At 65.8% G+C, this 16,830-nt stretch carries 24 protein-coding genes; 12 read left to right on the top strand and 12 right to left on the bottom strand.

The window, feature by feature from the left end; genetic code table 11:
• Positions 1–57: 57 nt before the first annotated feature.
• Positions 58–675, top strand: a complete 618-nt coding sequence (locus tag DPR14_RS10725) for a PQQ-dependent catabolism-associated CXXCW motif protein (RefSeq protein ID WP_246149163.1) — start codon at positions 58–60, stop codon at positions 673–675.
• 89 nt (positions 676–764) lie between these two features.
• Positions 765–1,934 (top strand): ChaN family lipoprotein, encoded by a 1,170-nt coding sequence (locus tag DPR14_RS10720; RefSeq protein ID WP_192499400.1) that lies wholly within the window; start codon positions 765–767, stop codon positions 1,932–1,934.
• Positions 1,935–2,008: 74 nt separating this feature from the next.
• On the opposite strand, the gene DPR14_RS10715 is transcribed toward DPR14_RS10720, so the two are convergent.
• Complete coding sequence (locus DPR14_RS10715) at positions 2,009–2,263, bottom strand: hypothetical protein (RefSeq protein ID WP_158045118.1); 255 nt, start codon at positions 2,261–2,263, stop codon at positions 2,009–2,011.
• 216 nt (positions 2,264–2,479) lie between these two features.
• Here DPR14_RS10715 and DPR14_RS10710 point away from each other — a divergent pair, with 216 nt between their 5' ends.
• The 3 genes from DPR14_RS10710 (at position 2,480) to DPR14_RS29235 (ending at position 3,923) form a co-directional block, all read left to right on the top strand.
• The gene (locus DPR14_RS10710) at positions 2,480–2,674 is read left to right on the top strand and encodes a hypothetical protein (RefSeq protein ID WP_158045117.1); all 195 of its coding nucleotides are present in this window, start codon (positions 2,480–2,482) and stop codon (positions 2,672–2,674) included.
• 200 nt (positions 2,675–2,874) lie between these two features.
• On the top strand, positions 2,875–3,807 hold the full coding sequence (puuE, locus tag DPR14_RS10705; RefSeq protein WP_158045116.1) for an allantoinase PuuE: 933 nt from the start codon (positions 2,875–2,877) through the stop codon (positions 3,805–3,807).
• 29 nt (positions 3,808–3,836) lie between these two features.
• Entirely contained in the window at positions 3,837–3,923 is an 87-nt protein-coding gene (locus tag DPR14_RS29235; RefSeq protein ID WP_158048092.1) for a small membrane protein YohP, read from the top strand.
• Positions 3,924–3,959: 36 nt separating this feature from the next.
• Here DPR14_RS29235 and DPR14_RS10695 read toward each other — a convergent pair whose 3' ends face one another.
• Positions 3,960–4,781, bottom strand: coding sequence for a class II glutamine amidotransferase (locus DPR14_RS10695; protein ID WP_158045115.1), 822 nt, complete (start codon positions 4,779–4,781; stop codon positions 3,960–3,962).
• 68 nt (positions 4,782–4,849) lie between these two features.
• Positions 4,850–6,325 carry a xylulokinase gene (gene xylB, locus DPR14_RS10690; protein WP_158045114.1) on the bottom strand — a complete coding sequence of 492 codons (1,476 nt, stop codon included), beginning with the start codon at positions 6,323–6,325 and terminating at the stop codon, positions 4,850–4,852.
• Between the two features lie 139 nt (positions 6,326–6,464).
• Here xylB and DPR14_RS10685 point away from each other — a divergent pair, with 139 nt between their 5' ends.
• The 4 genes from DPR14_RS10685 to DPR14_RS10670 all read left to right on the top strand — a co-directional run bounded on the left by DPR14_RS10685 (position 6,465) and on the right by DPR14_RS10670 (position 8,877).
• On the top strand, positions 6,465–7,391 hold the full coding sequence (locus DPR14_RS10685; protein WP_192499399.1) for an aldose 1-epimerase: 927 nt from the start codon (positions 6,465–6,467) through the stop codon (positions 7,389–7,391).
• Positions 7,392–7,508: 117 nt separating this feature from the next.
• Positions 7,509–7,769, top strand: coding sequence for a hypothetical protein (locus DPR14_RS10680; protein ID WP_158045112.1), 261 nt, complete (start codon positions 7,509–7,511; stop codon positions 7,767–7,769).
• A 214-nt stretch (positions 7,770–7,983) separates the two neighbouring features.
• On the top strand, positions 7,984–8,457 hold the full coding sequence (locus DPR14_RS10675; protein WP_158045111.1) for a metal-dependent hydrolase: 474 nt from the start codon (positions 7,984–7,986) through the stop codon (positions 8,455–8,457).
• 159 nt (positions 8,458–8,616) lie between these two features.
• Positions 8,617–8,877, top strand: coding sequence for a hypothetical protein (locus DPR14_RS10670; RefSeq protein WP_158045110.1), 261 nt, complete (start codon positions 8,617–8,619; stop codon positions 8,875–8,877).
• A 13-nt stretch (positions 8,878–8,890) separates the two neighbouring features.
• Here DPR14_RS10670 and DPR14_RS10665 read toward each other — a convergent pair whose 3' ends face one another.
• Both DPR14_RS10665 and DPR14_RS10660 read right to left on the bottom strand, forming a co-directional pair.
• Positions 8,891–10,000 (bottom strand): alkene reductase, encoded by a 1,110-nt coding sequence (locus DPR14_RS10665; RefSeq protein WP_158045109.1) that lies wholly within the window; start codon positions 9,998–10,000, stop codon positions 8,891–8,893.
• A gap of 68 nt (positions 10,001–10,068) precedes the next feature.
• On the bottom strand, positions 10,069–10,650 hold the full coding sequence (locus tag DPR14_RS10660) for a TetR/AcrR family transcriptional regulator (protein ID WP_158045108.1): 582 nt from the start codon (positions 10,648–10,650) through the stop codon (positions 10,069–10,071).
• A 156-nt stretch (positions 10,651–10,806) separates the two neighbouring features.
• On the opposite strand from DPR14_RS10660, the gene DPR14_RS10655 reads away from it, so the two are divergent.
• Positions 10,807–11,124 carry a hypothetical protein gene (locus tag DPR14_RS10655; protein ID WP_158045107.1) on the top strand — a complete coding sequence of 106 codons (318 nt, stop codon included), beginning with the start codon at positions 10,807–10,809 and terminating at the stop codon, positions 11,122–11,124.
• Positions 11,125–11,169: 45 nt separating this feature from the next.
• Here the strand turns inward: DPR14_RS10655 and DPR14_RS10650 are convergent, their stop codons facing one another.
• Positions 11,170–11,391: a hypothetical protein gene (locus tag DPR14_RS10650; protein ID WP_158045106.1), complete on the bottom strand. Its 222-nt coding sequence runs from the start codon at positions 11,389–11,391 to the stop codon at positions 11,170–11,172.
• A gap of 314 nt (positions 11,392–11,705) precedes the next feature.
• Here DPR14_RS10650 and DPR14_RS27335 point away from each other — a divergent pair, with 314 nt between their 5' ends.
• Together DPR14_RS27335 and DPR14_RS10645 are read left to right on the top strand one after the other, a co-directional pair.
• Entirely contained in the window at positions 11,706–11,915 is a 210-nt protein-coding gene (locus tag DPR14_RS27335; RefSeq protein ID WP_192499398.1) for a hypothetical protein, read from the top strand.
• Positions 11,912–12,556 carry an amidohydrolase family protein gene (locus tag DPR14_RS10645; RefSeq protein ID WP_192499397.1) on the top strand — a complete coding sequence of 215 codons (645 nt, stop codon included), beginning with the start codon at positions 11,912–11,914 and terminating at the stop codon, positions 12,554–12,556. The genes DPR14_RS27335 and DPR14_RS10645 overlap by 4 nt, the downstream gene beginning before the upstream one ends.
• Here DPR14_RS10645 and era read toward each other — a convergent pair.
• The 6 genes from era to DPR14_RS10615 all read right to left on the bottom strand — a co-directional run bounded on the left by era (position 12,544) and on the right by DPR14_RS10615 (position 16,809).
• Positions 12,544–13,482, bottom strand: coding sequence for a GTPase Era (gene era / locus DPR14_RS10640; RefSeq protein ID WP_246149159.1), 939 nt, complete (start codon positions 13,480–13,482; stop codon positions 12,544–12,546). The genes DPR14_RS10645 and era overlap by 13 nt on opposite strands.
• Positions 13,475–14,233: a ribonuclease III gene (gene rnc / locus DPR14_RS10635; protein WP_158045104.1), complete on the bottom strand. Its 759-nt coding sequence runs from the start codon at positions 14,231–14,233 to the stop codon at positions 13,475–13,477. The genes era and rnc overlap by 8 nt, the downstream gene beginning before the upstream one ends.
• A 10-nt stretch (positions 14,234–14,243) precedes the next feature.
• Complete coding sequence (gene lepB, locus DPR14_RS10630; RefSeq protein WP_246149157.1) at positions 14,244–14,984, bottom strand: signal peptidase I; 741 nt, start codon at positions 14,982–14,984, stop codon at positions 14,244–14,246.
• 70 nt (positions 14,985–15,054) lie between these two features.
• A complete protein-coding gene (gene acpS / locus DPR14_RS10625) occupies positions 15,055–15,492 on the bottom strand; it encodes a holo-ACP synthase (RefSeq protein WP_158048090.1) in 438 nt (145 codons plus the stop codon).
• A 4-nt stretch (positions 15,493–15,496) separates the two neighbouring features.
• Positions 15,497–16,255, bottom strand: coding sequence for a pyridoxine 5'-phosphate synthase (locus DPR14_RS10620; protein ID WP_158045102.1), 759 nt, complete (start codon positions 16,253–16,255; stop codon positions 15,497–15,499).
• A complete protein-coding gene (locus DPR14_RS10615) occupies positions 16,252–16,809 on the bottom strand; it encodes a DUF2062 domain-containing protein (protein WP_158045101.1) in 558 nt (185 codons plus the stop codon). The genes DPR14_RS10620 and DPR14_RS10615 overlap by 4 nt, the downstream gene beginning before the upstream one ends.
• Positions 16,810–16,830 lie beyond the last annotated feature (21 nt).

The following is a 16,830-nucleotide window of genomic DNA, read 5'->3' as shown; positions in this document are numbered from 1 at the left end:
TTCCATGGCCCCGCCGCCTATAGCACTATCGTGGCACTGGCGGGAATGGCCCGCCCCATGATTGCCTGCACCGATGAAACGGACTTGCCGGCCCAGGTGCGCCTTCGCCGCGACGATCGCGCTGTCGAGTTATCTTCTGGCGGCGGTACCGGCCCCGGGATGGCCGCTGACACACGGCCCGGATCGGATGTGCCTCTGCCGGACGGATATCGCCTGGACCACTACCGGGCTCCCGTCCCCTCCCACGTGCCCGGCGCCGCGACAGTCTCTCTCGAAGAGGCCGAGGCGCTCCACAAGGCCGGTACCGTACTGTTCATCGACGTCATGAAGGTTCCCCGCGCGGCGTTTCCCGGTGTATCCGGCAAATGGCTGGTGGCGAAGCCCCATGTGGCGATCGCCGGCAGCACTTGGCTTCCTGAAGTGGGGGAAGGCCGGCCGGACCCCGTCGTCGAGAACTATTTCCGCCGGAATCTCGAGCGGCTGACGAAGGGCGACGCGGCGACCGGCCTGCTGTTCTATTGCGTGACCGACTGCTGGATGTCCTGGAACGCCGCCAAGCGCGCGCTTTCCTGGGGCTATAGGCGGGTGTACTGGTTCCGCGACGGAATCGACGTGTGGCAGCAGTTCGACCTGCCGACCGAAATCGTCGATCCGGTGCCCCTGGACGCGGGTTGACCATGGTCGCAGGATCCGCCGGACCTAAATGTCGGACTCTGGTCATGGTGAAGTCCGGCCCGAAAGGAATGACGCTCGTGCGAAAACTGATGGCTGTCGCCGTTCTGCTTTCCGGATGCATGGTGTGGCCGGGCGGACCGGCGGAGGCCGCCGACGACGCGTCGGCCTGCATTCCCCAGGGCGCCTGGATCGAACCGGCGGACAAAGCGGCAGGCGGCGCGATCGCCGTGCCCGATCTGTTCCACCGGGCATCCAGGGCGCCCGTGGTGCTGCTGGGCGAGCGGCACGACAGCGCAGAACATCACCGCTGGCAACTCCACACGCTGGCCGGGCTGCACGCCCATCGCCCGGAACTGGTGATCGGGATGGAAATGTTCCCGCGCAGGATCCAACCGGCGCTCGACCGATGGATTGGCGGCCACACGACCGAGGAGGAGTTCCTGGCCGAGAGCGACTGGCGTACCGTCTGGGGTTACGACAGCGCGCTCTACATGCCCATTCTCCAGTTCGCCCGCATGAACCGCATCCCGGTGGTCGCCTTGAACGTGGATCGCGCCCTGACGGCGCGCGTCGGACGCGAAGGCTGGAACAGCATCCCGCCGTCCGACCGCGAAGGCGTCGGCGACCCCGCCCGGGCGCCCTCAGCGTATACCGACAATTTGGCGGAGATCTACTCGGCCCACGGACGCGAACCCGCGGCAGGCGACGTGAGGGACGACCCCGCCTTCCGTCGGTTCCAGGAAGCCCAACTCCTGTGGGACCGCGCCATGGCGGAAGCGATCGCCGAGGCCCATCGCCGCACCGCCGCGACCGTGGTCGGTATCGTCGGCGCGGGCCACATGGAGCGCCGGCACGGCATCCCCCACCAGCTTGCCGATCTCGGCATCGGCGACAGCATGGTCCTGCTGCCCTGGAGCGCGGGCATCTCCTGCTCCGAGTTGGAGGCCGGCTTGGCAGACGCGGTGTTCGGCGTCTCCGACGACCCGGAGGAACAGGGATCCTGGCGCCCGCGCCTGGGCGTGAGCCTCGCGCCCCAGGATGAGGGCCTGCGAATCGAGTCGGTGGTCGGCAACAGCGTAGCCGAGACGGCCGGGCTGAAGGCGGGCGACATCATCCTGGATGCCGCCGGCACGAAGACCACCGAAGTCGGTAAGTTCATCGACATCGTAAACCGTCAGGCGCCGGGGACATGGCTGCCGCTGAACGTGCGCCGGGAAGGAGCGACTCGGGAGATCGTCGCCAAGTTCCCGGTCTTCTGACCTCTGCGCATGAACTGCCTTGCCATATTGCCGGCGCCCTCGGAAGCGGCCGTCGCCCGGTCGCAGCGTATCCGTCAAGCGTCCACGACTGAGCTTGCGCGATTGGCTTCCCGTATCTCCTGCCGCGAACTCCAGACGACCTCCGCGTCGGTGCCGGGAACTTTCAGCAGGACCGCGGCCGGCTTCTTGCGCCGGGACACCGACTTCGCCGCGTCGATCGCGTCGGCGATGGCGTCCCGCTGGCTCAGGTAAGGGCCATGGGAGTCCACCCCATTGTCCACATACCATTTGCCAACCCTCGACATGACGAAGAATTCGTTGGTGAACATTGTCGCTCTCTCATATCCGATGGCATGACGCATCGACAGCACGGTCCGGGAGATAGCAGACATGGGAAATTGGGCCCTGTCTGTTCGGTTTCGTACATTGGCCGAGATTACCGAAGAGATGGTGTTTTTACAGGATTTCCATTAGCCGTGTCCGTTAGCGTACAGACTTGATGACGTGACTGTCCCCTTATGGCCTTCGCTTAAGGATGAGGACTGATGGTGGATACGGATCACCGAGCATCGAACTCGCGGCTGGCAGCCTTGATGAAGCGCGCCGAAACCGCCTTCAAGCGGTCCCGCCTTGTCGTGGAAGAGGCGCGACAGGTCAGGGCAATGGTAGAGGCAAGGCGCTCCGCCGGCCCCGTGCATGGCATGGACGCGGACAGAGGAAAGGATCTGCTGGAAAACTGACCCGACAACCCATCGCTTGACAGGTGCATGTTACCGCTCCCCGATTATCACGGCCCGGCGTGCGCCGGCGGCCAACCGGCCAAGGCGTACATTGAACAACCGACGACATCGAACTAATGTCCCGTCCTCGACACTGTGATGTCGTGCCGAGGGCTATGCTCCATGGCGATGTACCGGGTCGTGTATTGGGAGAAGGAAGCATGTCCACCGAAAATGGCTATCCGCGCGACATGATCGGCTACGGCGCCCGGGTGCCGGATGCACAGTGGCCCAACCGCGCCCGCATCGCCGTCCAGTTCGTCATGAACTACGAGGAGGGCGGCGAGAACAATATCCTGCATGGCGACGCCGCGTCGGAAGCGTTCCTGTCGGAAATCGTGGGTGCCCAGGCTCTCCAGGGCGTCCGGCACATCAACATGGAATCGATCTACGAGTACGGCAGCCGTGCCGGCTTCTGGCGGCTGATGCGCATCTTCGGCGAGCGGCGCCTGCCCCTGACCGTGTTCGGCGTGGCCATGGCGATGGCGCGCAACCCCGAGGCGGTCGCCGCCATGGTCGAAGCGGGACATGAGATCGCGACCCATGGCTGGCGCTGGATCGATTACCAGCACGTCAGCGAGGACGTCGAACGCGACCACATGCGGCGCGCCATCGAAATCCAGACCGAACTGACCGGCAGCAGGCCGCTGGGCTGGTATCTGGGCCGCTGCAGCCCCAACACGAGGCGGCTGGTGGTCGAGGACGGCGGCTTCGTCTATGACGCGGACAGCTATGCCGACGACCTGCCCTACTGGGACGACAGCCACGGTAAGCCGCAGCTGATCGTGCCCTATACGCTGGACGCCAACGACATGCGCTTCGCCACGTCGCAGGGCTTCAATTCCGGCGACCAGTTTTTCAGCTACCTCAAGGACAGCTTCGACGTCCTTTATGCCGAGGGCGCCAGGACGCCGAAGATGATGTCCATCGGTCTGCATTGCCGACTGGTCGGACGTCCCGGCCGCGCCGCAGCCCTCGCCCGTTTCCTGGATTATATCCAGGGCCACGACCGTGTCTGGATCTGCCGCCGGATCGACATCGCGAACCATTGGCGCGAGCAGCATCCCTATCGTCCCGCAGCCCGGAACCGCTGACCACCGACCGAACGAGGAGACAATCGACGATGTTGAAATTCCTGGGCGGCGCGATCGGCTTCATCTTCCTGATCGGACTTCTGGTCGTGATCGGGCTGCTGGCGCTGATCTTCTGACCATCCTGCCGGCGCTCCCGGCGAGCGCCGGCATCCTCACTGCAGGGTCGGATCGAACGGATGCAGTTCGACCCTGCCCCCCGAGGCCGTCAGCATGTGTCCTTCCGGCACCTCGTGCCAGACCGCCTCGATGGCGTCCAGCGGTTCCGACAGGACCAGAACGTCGCCTTGGCTGCTTTCAAAACGGCAGCAGCCCTGGTCGACGCTGATGCCTCCACCCAGCGCATAAAACAACGTCGGCGAAGCCCGGTCGCTGGAATGGCGCAGGGCGTGGAGCCGCTCGCCGTCGGTCAGGCAGGCGGTCAGCCGAAACGGCTCGATGATGCCGTGGGCGGCCATGGCTTCCCCGATCTGGCGGCACGTCCGCGCGAAGGCGGCATCGACATCCTCGGCGACGCCGTTGGTCAGCAGCAGATAGAAGATCACTTCGCTGTCGGTGCTGCCCTCGCGGAACGGATAGAGGTCGTCGGCGATCAGGTTCTCGACCGCGCGCCGGACGACCGGCCAGCCGCCGATCTGCCCGTTATGCATGAACAACCAGCGGTCGTAGCGGAACGGATGGCAGTTGACCCGGGCCGTGGACGCCCCGGTGGACGCCCGGACATGGGCGAAAAACAGCCCCGACTGGATCTGTTCGGACACGGAACGAAGATTCAGGTCGTTCCAGGCCGGCATCGTATCCCGGTACAAGCCGGGCTTTCGAAGGTGCCCGTACCAGCCCAGGCCGAAGCCGTCGCCGTTGGTCGGCACATGACCGCGCTGGGCCGCGAGCGACTGGTGGATCAGGGAGTTGGCGGGTTTGAACAGAAGGGTATCGATCGGAATCGGACGGCCCTGATAGGCCAGCCAACGGCACATGCTAGCTCCGCGAAGGTGATCGGATCATGGGGTCAACCGGAGGAGGTAAGGTTAACCCTATGGCGGAACTATGTCGATGCCTTGCTCCGGAACAAGCCGGAGAGTCCATGGTAGATATCCCGGTACAGTGTCAATTTGGACGCATGCCGCTCGGTCGCGGCCCGGTCGGGTTCGATCACGAAATCGGTCTCGGGCGCGGTGCAGACCGCCGCCATGTCCTCGCCGGTGACCGACAGCCGGGCCAGCCGGGCGGCACCGAAAGCCGGTCCCACCTCGCCGCCCTTGTGGTAGGTCAGCGGACGGCCCAGCACGTCGGCCAGGATGCGCCCCCACAGCCGGCTCCGCGCGCCGCCGCCGATGACCGACACGGTGCCGATCTCGGTGCCCGCCTCCGCCAATACGTCCTGTGCGTCGGCGAAGGCGTAGGCCACGCCCTCCAGCACGGCACGGGCGAGGTCGGCGCGGTCATGGTCGTGGTTCAGCCCGAAGAACACGCCCTTGGCGTCGGGATCGTTATGGGGCGTACGCTCCCCCGACAGGTACGGCAGGAACAGCAGTGCCCCGGTATCGCGGTCGGCGGCCTCGACCTCGGCCAGAAGTCGGGCTTCATTGGAGGCGCCGGTGAGGCGGGTCACCCAGGTGAGGCAGCTCGCGGCGCTGAGGATCACCGACATCTGGTGCCACAAACCCGGGAAGCAATGGCAGAACGCGTGGACTCCGCGCGCGGGGTTGGGCGCGAATCCCGCGTTCGCGACGAACAGGACTCCCGACGTGCCGAGCGACAGGAAGGCTGATCCGGGCTTCAACACGCCGACGCCGGCAGCCCCGGCGGCATTGTCGCCGCCGCCGCCAGCCACCTCGACCGAATCGCCCAGCCCCCAGGCGGACGCGACCTCCGGCAGCAGCAGGCCGGTCGGTTCCGATCCCTCGAACAGTTCCGGCATCTCGCCCTCGTCCAGGTCGGCCGCCGCCAGCAGCTCGGGCGACCAGCGGCGCCGGGCGACGTCGAGCCACAGGGTTCCAGCTGAATCGGACATGTCGGATGCGTAACGGCCGGTCATGCGCAGCCGGACATAGTCCTTGGGCAGCAGCACCTTCGCCACCTCGCGGAAGATCTCCGGCTCGTGCCGGGCGACCCACAGCAGCTTCGGCGCGGTGAAGCCGGGCATGGCCAGGTTGCCGGCGATCTCCGGCAGCGACGGCATCCTCCGCGTCAGTTCGGCGCATTCCGCACCGCTGCGGCCGTCGTTCCACAGGATGGCGGGCCGCAGGACACGGTCCCGGCCGTCCAGCAAGGTGGCGCCGTGCATCTGACCGGACAGGCCGATGGCGGTTACCCGGGCCATCTCGGCGGGATGGGCGCGGCGCAGTTCCGCCGCGACCGAGTTGGTGGCGCGCCACCAGCTTTCCGGGTCCTGCTCCGACCACAGGGGATGCGGGCGCGAGACGGTGAGCGGCGCCACCGCCTGGGCGACGACCCGCTGTTCCATGTCCACCAGCACTGCCTTTACCGCCGATGTCCCCAGATCGATCCCAAGAAACACGAATCCGCCCCTTGCCCTGCCCTTGCGCCGCCGGGTGAAGCCGACCCGGCCAATCCCGCTGGCGTGTCTTTCATTTGCCGGTAGGCTATGCCATATCCGCCGTCCACCACAACGGCACAACGTCAGCCGAGAGGCAGCCATGGCAGAACCGGAAAGCGCGATCGTCCTCCGCCACGGGCCGCTGGAATGCGCGATCAGCCCGCAGTGCGGCGGGTCGATCACCCGGTTGCTGCTGCATCGAGACGACCAGCCGCCACTTCACCTGATGCGCCCCGCCCAGCCGGGCGCCGTCGACCGGTGGGAACCCGCCGACCTGTCCTGCCATCCGCTCGTCCCGTTCTCCAACAGGATCGCGGGCGGCCACTTCGTCTTCCACGGCCGCTCCGTGGAACTGCCGCCCAACGCGCCGTTCATCGCCGACGTGATCCACGGCCACGGCTGGCAAGCGCCTTGGACCATTTCCGGCCATGACGACAGCTCGGCGGTGCTGACATTCGATTACGCTGCCGGAACCTGGCCCTACGCCTACAGCGCGACCCAACGGTTCCAAATCGCCGACGACTGCCTGACCATAGCGATGGAACTGGTCAACACCGGCGATCTTGCGATGCCCGCCGGGCTTGGGCTTCATCCATATTTCCCGAAACCGATCGGCACCCGGCTGACCGCGGACCTCGACGGCGTCTGGCTCGGGGACGAAGGCCACATCCCGACCGAGCGGGTGCCGCTGCCGCTGGCCTGGGATTTCCCCCACGGGGTCGCGCTGGACGACATCGTGCTCGACAACAACTTCACCGGCTGGAACGGCCGCGCACGGATCGACTGGCCGGGCGCGGGGGCGAGCCTCCGCATCGAGGCGACGCCTCCGTTCCGGCATGCCGTCGTCTATGTGCCGCACAACCAGGATTACTTCTGCTTCGAGCCGGTCAGCCATATGACCAACGCCGTCAACCGCGCTGCGGCCGGCGAGCGGGGTACCGGGTTCGCGGAGCTGGGACCGGGCGGCAGCTTCGGCGGTTCGATCACTTTCGCGGTCGAGCTGAGCGATCGATCCAGCGGGGATTGATTGGAGACTCGGCACCACCATCTCTGGCATTGATCGGGGTCCGGGCCCCTCTGGCAGGCGCGTAGGCGCGTTGCGATGTCGGACCTTTCATCTGCACGATGCACCTGGAGGGTGACCATGAGCGACACTACAGAATCCCTGGGCAAGACCGCCGAGACTCTTGGGAAATCGGTCGAGAACTTCGCCAGCGACGCGGGCACGGCGGCGAACACAGTCTCGTCCGGATGCTCCGGCCTGTGGAACGCGGGAATGTCGGCGCTTGAGCTGGTGATGGACGGCAAGAGCGGCGAGGCCATGGCGGTGATGTTCAGCCCCGGCCTGAGCTGTTATGACAGCGTCGTCGCGGCGATCATGGGACTGTTCCCCTTCCTGTCCTGACCGGCGGCGCCGTTCCGCGAGCCGAGCCGGATCGGATCTTCCCGGGCATATCCGGCCAGTTGGGTCCAAGAACACCGAAAAGCCATGATGTTCGGCTTTAGTTCTGTGGATAATTGCGGTAGACTCTGAACTGAATCAATGTTTTGCCGTGTGCGGTTCAGATGTCTTCTCAAGGTGGTCGGGCGGTTCCGCAGGTCCGGAACGGGGTAACGCCATGATGGCGGGATCCCATGCCCTGATCGGCTCCGCCTCATGGCTTTACCTTGCCCATGGCATGGGCTTGCCCCTGTTCGACCCGGTGGCGCTCGGCTTGGCCGTCGCCGGGTCGCTGGGTCCCGACATCGACCACCCGAAGTCCTGGGTCGGACGGCGTTTGAAGTTCATTTCCGTACCGCTGTCGAAACTGTTCGGGCACCGCGGCCTGACCCACTCGATTGTCGCGGTCGCCGGGTGCATCGCCGTGCTTCGCTGGGACGGGCAGCAATGGCACCATACCCTGCCCTTCGTGATCGGCTATGCCAGCCACTTGGCGGCCGACCTGATCACGCCCGCCGGGCTGTGCCTCGCCTGGCCGCTCAAGCGGACCTTCGCGTTCCCCCTGATCAGGACCGGCTCGTTCGCGGAACAGGCCCTGGTGACCGTCGTGGCGGGCTGGCTTTTTGCCCAGGCCCTGGGCAGTTGCGGATGAACATCCGAACGTGGATTGTGTGATGCAGCAAATCCGAGCGCAGTAGCCCGCATGACGAAAAAACGAAGCAGGATAGAAGTCTTTGTGCCGGGTCGGAAGAAACTCATATGCCTGTTATAAAGGCCGACCGACAGCCACGAAACACCTAGGGAGAAGTCAATGCCCGACCAGTCTCTGCAGACCGTCAACGACAGCACCGCCATGCGTGCCGCACTTGTTCACATCATGTTACTCGATGATTACATCGGTACGGTGCTGAGCCGGGCGGAGGCCTGCGAGCCTGGTTTTCTGCGTGAAAGCCTGATCGACTATGTGGAGACGCTCCAGCGCGAGCGGCTGTCCTATTACCGCATCGGCCTCAGGGACAGCCCTCCCGGCGAAGGTGCCGGGCAGGCTGTGGCCCTGGACGAGGCGGCCTGACGGTCCGCCGACCTCAGTCGGCCGCGGCTTGGCGCTCCACGTCGCTCAGGAACGGGTAATCCGTATAGCCTTCCGCCCCGCCGCCGTAGAACGTGTCCCGGTCGGGCTCGTTCAGCGGGGCGTTGATCCGCAGCCGCTCGACGAGATCCGGATTGGCGATGAAGGGCCGGCCGAAGGCGACGAGGTCGGCCTCACTGGTCTCGCGCAGCTCGATCGCGGTGTTGCGGTCGATCAGGTTGTTCGCGATGTAGAGCCCGTTGAAGATCCGCCGCAGCTTGCGCAGGTCCACCGCGCCGGATACCTCGCGGCTCGCGCCGGTGGACCCCTCCACCAGATGCAGGTAGGCCAGGCCGAAGCGGTTCAACTGTTCCACCGCATAGGTGAAGACCGGATCCGGGTCGCTGTCCGAGATGTCGTTGGCCGGGCTGATCGGCGACAGACGGATGCCGACCCGGTCGCCACCCCAGACGCCGACGACGGCTTCGGTCACTTCCAGCATCAGGCGTGCGCGGTTCTCGACCGACCCGCCATAGACGTCGGTCCGCTTGTTGGTGCCGTCACGCAGGAACTGGTCGATCAGGTAGCCGTTCGCGGCATGAATCTCGACGCCGTCGAAGCCGGCGCGCTTGGCGTTCTCGGCGGCGGTACGGTACTGCTCGACGATGCCCGGGATCTCGTCCAGCTCAAGCGCCCGCGGGGTGACGAAGGGGACGAAGCCGTCCTCAGTGAATGCCTTGCCTTCCGGCTTGATCGCGCTGGGAGCGACGGGAAGAGCGCCGTCCTCCTGCAGCGTCGGGTGGGAGATGCGGCCGACGTGCCACATCTGGAGGAAGATCCTGCCGCCCTTGGCATGTACGGCATCGGTCACTTGTTTCCAGCCGGCGACCTGGGCCTCGCTGTGGATGCCGGGGGTGTAGGCGTAGCCCTTGCCCTGGCGGGAGATCTGGGTCGCCTCGCTGATGATCAGCCCGGCGGTGGCCCTCTGGCCGTAATACTCGGCGTGCAGGGCGAAGGGGGCGTCGTCCTTGTTGGCGCGGCTACGGGTCAGCGGGGCCATGACGATGCGATTCGCCAGGGTATAGGGGCCGAGCTTGACGGGCTGGAAAAGATCGCTCTCGCTCATGATGCTTCCTTTAGTTACGGACCGATTGGTCCAAAATTGACGCACGGGAGGACAGACGGATCGGGCCGTCAGTCCAGGGCTTCGAGGGTGGTCGAGACGACGTCCTCCAGGGCATGGGGATCGCGGCCGGCTTTCGCCATGACTTGCAGGCCGCAGAGGGCACTGACGAGGTAACGGGCCAGCGTCCGGGGATCATGGCGGGCCGAAATGCCGCCGTCCGCCTGTCCGCGGGCGATCAGGCGGTGGTAAAGCTCCTCCATCCGGTCCAGGTGCTCCGCGATGGCCGTTTCGATGAGGGCATCATGCGGTGCAAGCTCGACGGCGCAATTGACCGTCAGGCATCCGCGCCGGTCACCCTCCGCCGAGGGCCGCTCGATGATGCTTCTAAGCTGGACCTCGATGAGACGGCGGGCACACCCGCCCGAGCCGACGCACGCGTCCAGCCGGGCGGCCTCACGATCGCCGTAGCGGCGCAGGGCCGCCATGAAAGCGTCGTGCTTGCTGCCGAAGAACTCGTAGAAACTGCTTTTGCTGAGGCCCATGGCCTCCAGCAGGTCGGTCATGGAGGTGCCGGCATAGCCTTTGGTCCAGAACACGTGCAGCGCACGGTCTAGAGCTTCGTCGGCATTGAATTCACGCGGTCTACCCATGCCCGATACATGGGGAATCCGGACCAGACAGTCCAGAAAAAAGATCGTGTCCGCTCCGCATGAGAGGGATCTATGCGGATCATGAAAATTGCTCGTTTGTCCGCAGTGCCGGATCGGCCTCACATTCCAGGCGTCGAATGATGCTGGGAGGAGGCCATGGGAGATTATGACCTGAACGGCACCCACGTCGCGAGCGTGGTCGCGATGTGTCTCTTCATACTGCTGCTGAAGACGATCCTGGACCCGAAATGGTCCCTGCGCCAAGCGCTGTTCCTTCCGCCGGACCGGTCGCGCTGGCACCGGCTGTATTGGCGGTTGTCGCCCCTGCTGTTCATGGCGATGGCGGGACTTGCCGCGATCAGCTACCTGCCCCCCGCCGGCGAAGCCGCGGGATGGCTGCGGCTGGTCAGCCTTGGCTTGCTCGTGCCCCTGATGGCACTGGCCGCCGCGGCCGAGAGCGAGACCGGCGCCTGAGTTGCCGGCACCGCTTCATCGGCGCCACGGAAACCGTTTCGAGCGTCAGGCAGCCTCGCTGACGGCCATGACTCCGCCGATCATGCCGTAGCCGCGGCGATCGTCGCGCATGGTCGACAGCAGGTCCAGCAGGCTTTCGCGGACGAAGGGATCAGACTGGCCGGCCAGTTCGGACTCCGTGACCTCGATGAATCGCTCGATCAGGCGGGCATGGACGCGGCTGGATTGAGCGAGGCGGAGATCAGTGTAGCGGCGAACGTCGGTCATGATCGGCTCTTTCGTGAGAGGTTTCTCGAAGTGGCGCCTTGCTGTCCACGAGGCAATACTGACTTCAGAATCTTAACGACAAGTAAATATCGCTTAACGGCGGGGTTTGGTTTAGGGATTACCCCCTTTTATACCGCATATGATAATGTAGACGCTGATAATCCGTTTGGCCGAGGCCGTGTGCTTTGCAGCATCACTTGGCTATGGAGTTACCTCTTTCGATGAAATGATTCATTCTTTTGCCTGCGAAGTCCTGGCCTGGGCGGGGAAGATCGAATAGGATCTACTGTATTCCCGGGGAAGGAAGTTGCACCATGAGCGTGTTTCCGATCATCGACAGCCATGTGCACCTCTATGATCCCTCGGTCCTGAGCTATCCCTGGATGGCGGGCGTTCCGGCGCTGAACCGTCCTCACCTGCCGGGCGACTTCACCGACGCCTGCGGCCCCATTCCGGTGGACCGTTTGGTTTTCGTCGAAGTCGATGCCGCCCCGCGGACCGGCTTGGCGAGGCAGACTGGGTGACCGGGCTTGCGCAGGCCGACCTGCGGATCGGCGCCATCGTCGCGGCGGCTCCCCTTGAACTCGGCCGCTCGGCGGAGCCCCACCTGGAGCGCTTGGCCGAACGGCCCCTCGTGCGGGGCGTCCGCCGGCTGATCCAGTCCGAGCCCGACCCGGAGTTCTGCCTCGGGCAGGATTTCGTCGAGGGTGTCAGGCTGCTGCCCCGCTACGGCTTCAGCTTCGACATCTGCGTCTATCACGGACAGCTGGCTGCCGCGGTCGAGTTGGTCCGGCGCTGTCCGGAAGTCCGTTTCGTGCTGGACCATGCGGGCAAGCCGGGCATCCGCGCCGGCCTGATCGACCGGTGGCAGACCGATATCGAGGCCATGGCTGAACTGCCGAACGTCTGGTGCAAGCTGTCCGGCATGGTGACCGAAGCCGACCATGCCGCGTGGAACCGCGAGGACCTCCGGCCCTACATCGACCACGTGATCGAGTGCTTCGGCTTCCGCCGCGTGATGTTCGGCGGCGATTGGCCCGTCAGCACCCTGGCCACGGATTATCCGCGTTGGATCGAGACCGTCCTGTGGGCGACGCAGTTCTGCTCCAGTGCGGACCGGCGCCGTTTGATGAGGGAGAACGCCGCCGAATTCTACGCGTTGTAATCGAGGTTCCAGTCACGATAGCGCTCGGGGTCGTTGGTCCATTCCTCCCGCACTTTGACGTGCAGGAACAGATGGACGCGGCGTTCCAGCATCTCCTCCAGTTCCGTGCGCGCGGTGGCGCCGATCTGTTTGATTCGCTGGCCTCCCTTGCCGAGGATGATCGCCTTCTGGCTGTCGCGCTCGGTGAAGACGACCATGGAGATCTTGACGCTGCCGTCGTCGAACTCCTCCCAGCCTTCCGGCTCCACCGTCGCCGAATAGGGCAGTTCCTGGTAAAGCTGGAGGAACAGCTTCTCCCGGACGATCTCGGCCGCCAGCAGGCGCATCGGGATGTCGGAGAGCTGGTCGGACGGGAAATGCCACGGTCCCTCGGGCATGCGCGACGCGAGGTGCCTGCGCAGGTCGTCGACGCCGTTGCCGGTCTCCGCCGAGATCATGAAGGTGTCGGTGAAGATGCCTTCGGCGTTCAGCTCGGCGGAAAGCGCCAGCAGCTTGTCACGCTTGATGAGATCGATCTTGTTCAGCGCCAGGATGGCCTGACGCCCGGAGGCCTTGAGCTTGGCGATGATGGCGCGGGTATCGCCATCGATCGATTTCCGCGCGGCATCGACGAGCTGCACCACCAGGTCGGCATCGCTGGCCCCCTGCCAAGCGGCGGCCACCATGGCGCGCTCCAGCCGCTTCTTCGGCGCGAAGATGCCGGGCGTGTCGACGAAGATCACCTGGGAGTCGCCCTCCGTCGCGATGCCGAGGACCCGGGTGCGGGTGGTTTGGACGCGATGGGAGACGATCGACACCTTTGCGCCGATCATGGTGTTCAGCAAGGTGGACTTGCCGGCATTGGGCGCTCCCACAAGGGCCACGAATCCGCAGCGCGGATGTTCGGGCATGGGGGCCTGCTCCGGGGAAGCGGTCTCGTCACTCATCGATCGGTGCTCCGACGCGGCGAAGCATCTCGCTCGCCGCTGCTTTCTCTGCCGCCCGCTTCGAATTGCCCTGGGCGACGACGGGCTCGAAGCCCTGCAGATGCACCCTGACCTCGAATTGCGGGCTGTGGTCCGGGCCGGTATGGCCCATGGTTTCATATACGGGCAAAGGCTTGCCGCGCCCCTGTGCCCATTCCTGAAGGGCCGTCTTGACGTCCTGCGGCGGCGATGCCGCCCGGTCGATCTGGCCGGCCCACCGGGTGCGGATGAAGGTTTCCGCTGCAGGCAAACCGCCGTCCAGGTACAGCGCGCCGATCACCGCTTCGCAGCAGTCGGCCAGGATCGTGCCGTTGGTCCGGCCGCCGGACCCCGCCTCGCCGGTGGAGAGCCGCAGGTAACGGCCGAGGTCCAGCGTGGCCGCTACCTGGCTCAAGGTCTCCCACCGGACGAGGCTGGCGAGGCGGCGGGCCAGCGCCCCCTCGCGCTCCCCCGGGAAACGCTCCAGCAGCCAGTTGGCGATCACAAGTCCGAGAACCCGGTCGCCCAGGAACTCCAGCCGCTCGTAGGCGAGACCCGGAATCGCCGCCCTGCCCGGCCGCTTGCCAACGCGCTCCATTCCGCTGACGCTGGGATGGGTCACTGCGTCCACCAGAAGCTCGGGCTGCCTGAACCGGTGGCCTAGGGCTGCCGCCAGCTCGGCGAGGTCGGCGGGACCGGAATGGCCGTTCTGATTGGTACCGATGGCGGACATGCCGTCCCCCTCAGTTCACGCCGTCGAAGACACGGCCGAAGCGCACGGCCCAGGGCCACTTCCAGAACTCCCAGAAGCGGGCGCCGTCGTCGATCGAGAAGAACAGGAACTCGGCCCGCCCGACGAGGTTCTCGACCGGGATGAAACCGACCATCGCGCCGACCCGGCTGTCCAGCGAGTTGTCGCGGTTGTCGCCCATGGCGAAGAAGTGGTCTTCCGGGACCACGTAAACTTGCGTGTTGTCGAGCGAAGCGTTGTCGCTTTCCTCGATGATGCGGTGCTGGCGGCCATTCGGCAGCGTCTCGACGTACTGGGCGACTCGGATCTGGCGGCCGAACTGGTCGGTCGTGACGAAGTCCTCGACCCGGTCGCGCTTGACCGCCTCCCCGTTGATGTGCAGCACGCCGTTGATCACCTGGATCCGGTCGCCGGGAAGTCCCACGATGCGCTTGATGTAGTCGGTCCTGTTGTCCCGCGGCAGCTTGAAGACGGCGACGTCGCCGCGCTCCGGCTTGGTGTAGAACAGACGGCCGTCGAACAGCGGCGCGCCGAAGGCGACCGTGTACTTGCTGTAGCCATAGGAGAACTTGGAGACGAACAGATAATCGCCCACCAGAAGCGTCGGGATCATCGATCCGGACGGGATGTTGAACGGTTCATAGGCGAAAGTCCGGACGCCGAACGCGATCACGACGGCGTAGACGACCGTCTTGATGGTCTCGCCGATGCCGCCGCTCTTGTTCTTCTGCATCGATTCTGTCTGCTTTCTCGTCAGTTCTGTCATGGCGTGACGCCACCCGGGGGCGGCTGCTCCGTGGCGGTCAGGTTCGAGGGACGGAGGAGCCGTCCTGGACGGCTTCACCGGCGGGCACGGCGGATATGATGACGATGGCTTGCGCCAAAGGGAGGTCGTCGGTCAAGGTGAGATGTATCACGGGTGACATGCCGGGCGGCGTGATGCGCTTCAGGCGCTCGAGGGCCCCGCCGGTCAGACGCATGGTCGGCTGTCCGCCGGGCAGGTTCACCACCCCCATGTCGCGCCAGTAGACCCCGCGGTTCAGCCCGGTGCCGAGCGCCTTCGCGCAGGCCTCCTTGGCGGCGAACCGCTTGGCGTAGCTCGCGGCGCGCTGGTTGCGCCGGTCCGACTTCCGCCGCTCCACCTCGGTGAAGACGCGGTCAAGGAACCGCTCGCCGTAGCGCTCCAGGGTCCGCTCGATGCGACGGATGTCGATCAGGTCGTTGCCGATGCCGAGGATCATGGGGTCAGGCACCGCGCCGATCGTCCGCGCCGGAGCGTGCCCGGTCCATCAGCGCCCGCATCTGCCTGATGGCCCCGTCGAGCCCGCCGAAGACCGCTTCGCCGATCAGGAAATGCCCGATGTTCAGCTCCACGATGGTCGGAATGGCCGCGACCGGACCGACGGTATCGAAGGCAAGGCCATGGCCGGCATGGCACTCCAGCCCGATCGCCTCCGCGTGGGCGGCCGCGGTCCGGATGCGCCCCAGCTCATGGGCACGGACATCGTCCGCCTCGGCGTCGCAATAGGCTCCCGTATGGAGCTCGACCACAGGGGCGCCGAGCGCCGCGGCGGCATCCAGTTGGACCGGGTCGGGATTGACGAACAGGGACACCCGGATTCCGGCGGCGCCCAGATCCCGGATGATCGGGGCGAGTGCGTCATGGTTGCCGGCGGCGTCGAGGCCACCCTCGGTAGTCCGTTCCTCCCGCCGCTCGGGAACGATGCAGGCGGCATGCGGGCGGTGGCGCAAGGCTATGGCGACCATCTCCCCGGTCGCCGCCATCTCGAGATTCAGGGGAAGCCGGATCTCCGCGCTCAGCCGCCGGATATCGTCGTCGGTGATATGGCGTCGGTCCTCCCGCAGATGGGCGGTGATGCCGTCGGCCCCGGCCTCCGCGGCGGCGCGGGCGGCGCGAAGCGGGTCCGGATGTCTGCCGCCCCGGGCGTTCCGGATCGTCGCGACATGGTCGATGTTCACGCCAAGGCGCAGGGTGCGTATCATACTTCAAGCTCCAGCTTGCGGTGCCGCGCCTTTCTCGTCCGCCGCAGGGCGCGCCGGGCATGATAGGTCGATACCGCGGCGCGCACGGGAAAGAAGAACAGGAACCAGGCGACGATCCCCAGCAGCGTGCCGCCGATCATCATGGGCAGGAACACCTGTCCCGGGTGATCCAGGATCATCGCCAGGGTCAGGTGTTGGGCCGCCACTTCTCCGCCGTGCGATTGCCCGGACACCATAGCCCCAACACGGTACGCCGCCAACCAGATGCCGGGAAAAGTCCAGGGATTTCCGACCACCGTGCCGATCGCCGACGCCAGCAGGTTACCCCGAAGGACCAGGGCCAGCCCTGCCGCGAGCAGGAAGTGGAAGCCGATGAATGGGGTGAAGGAGACCGCGGCCCCGCTGGCGAAACCGGCCGCGATGGAATAGGGCGTGCCCGGCAGCCGCCCGATCCGGTGCCCCACGTAAGCCGAGGAGCGCCGCCATCCCGCACGCGGCCAGAACAGATCGCGGATGCGATGATGGAAGGCGTGCTTGGTGCGGCGGCGGAACATGTGTCGGGACGGATCAGTCTG

This window comes from Skermanella pratensis, from assembly GCF_008843145.1.
GTDB lineage: Bacteria > Pseudomonadota > Alphaproteobacteria > Azospirillales > Azospirillaceae > Skermanella > Skermanella pratensis.
This window is presented reverse-complemented; position numbering and strand designations above follow the sequence as displayed.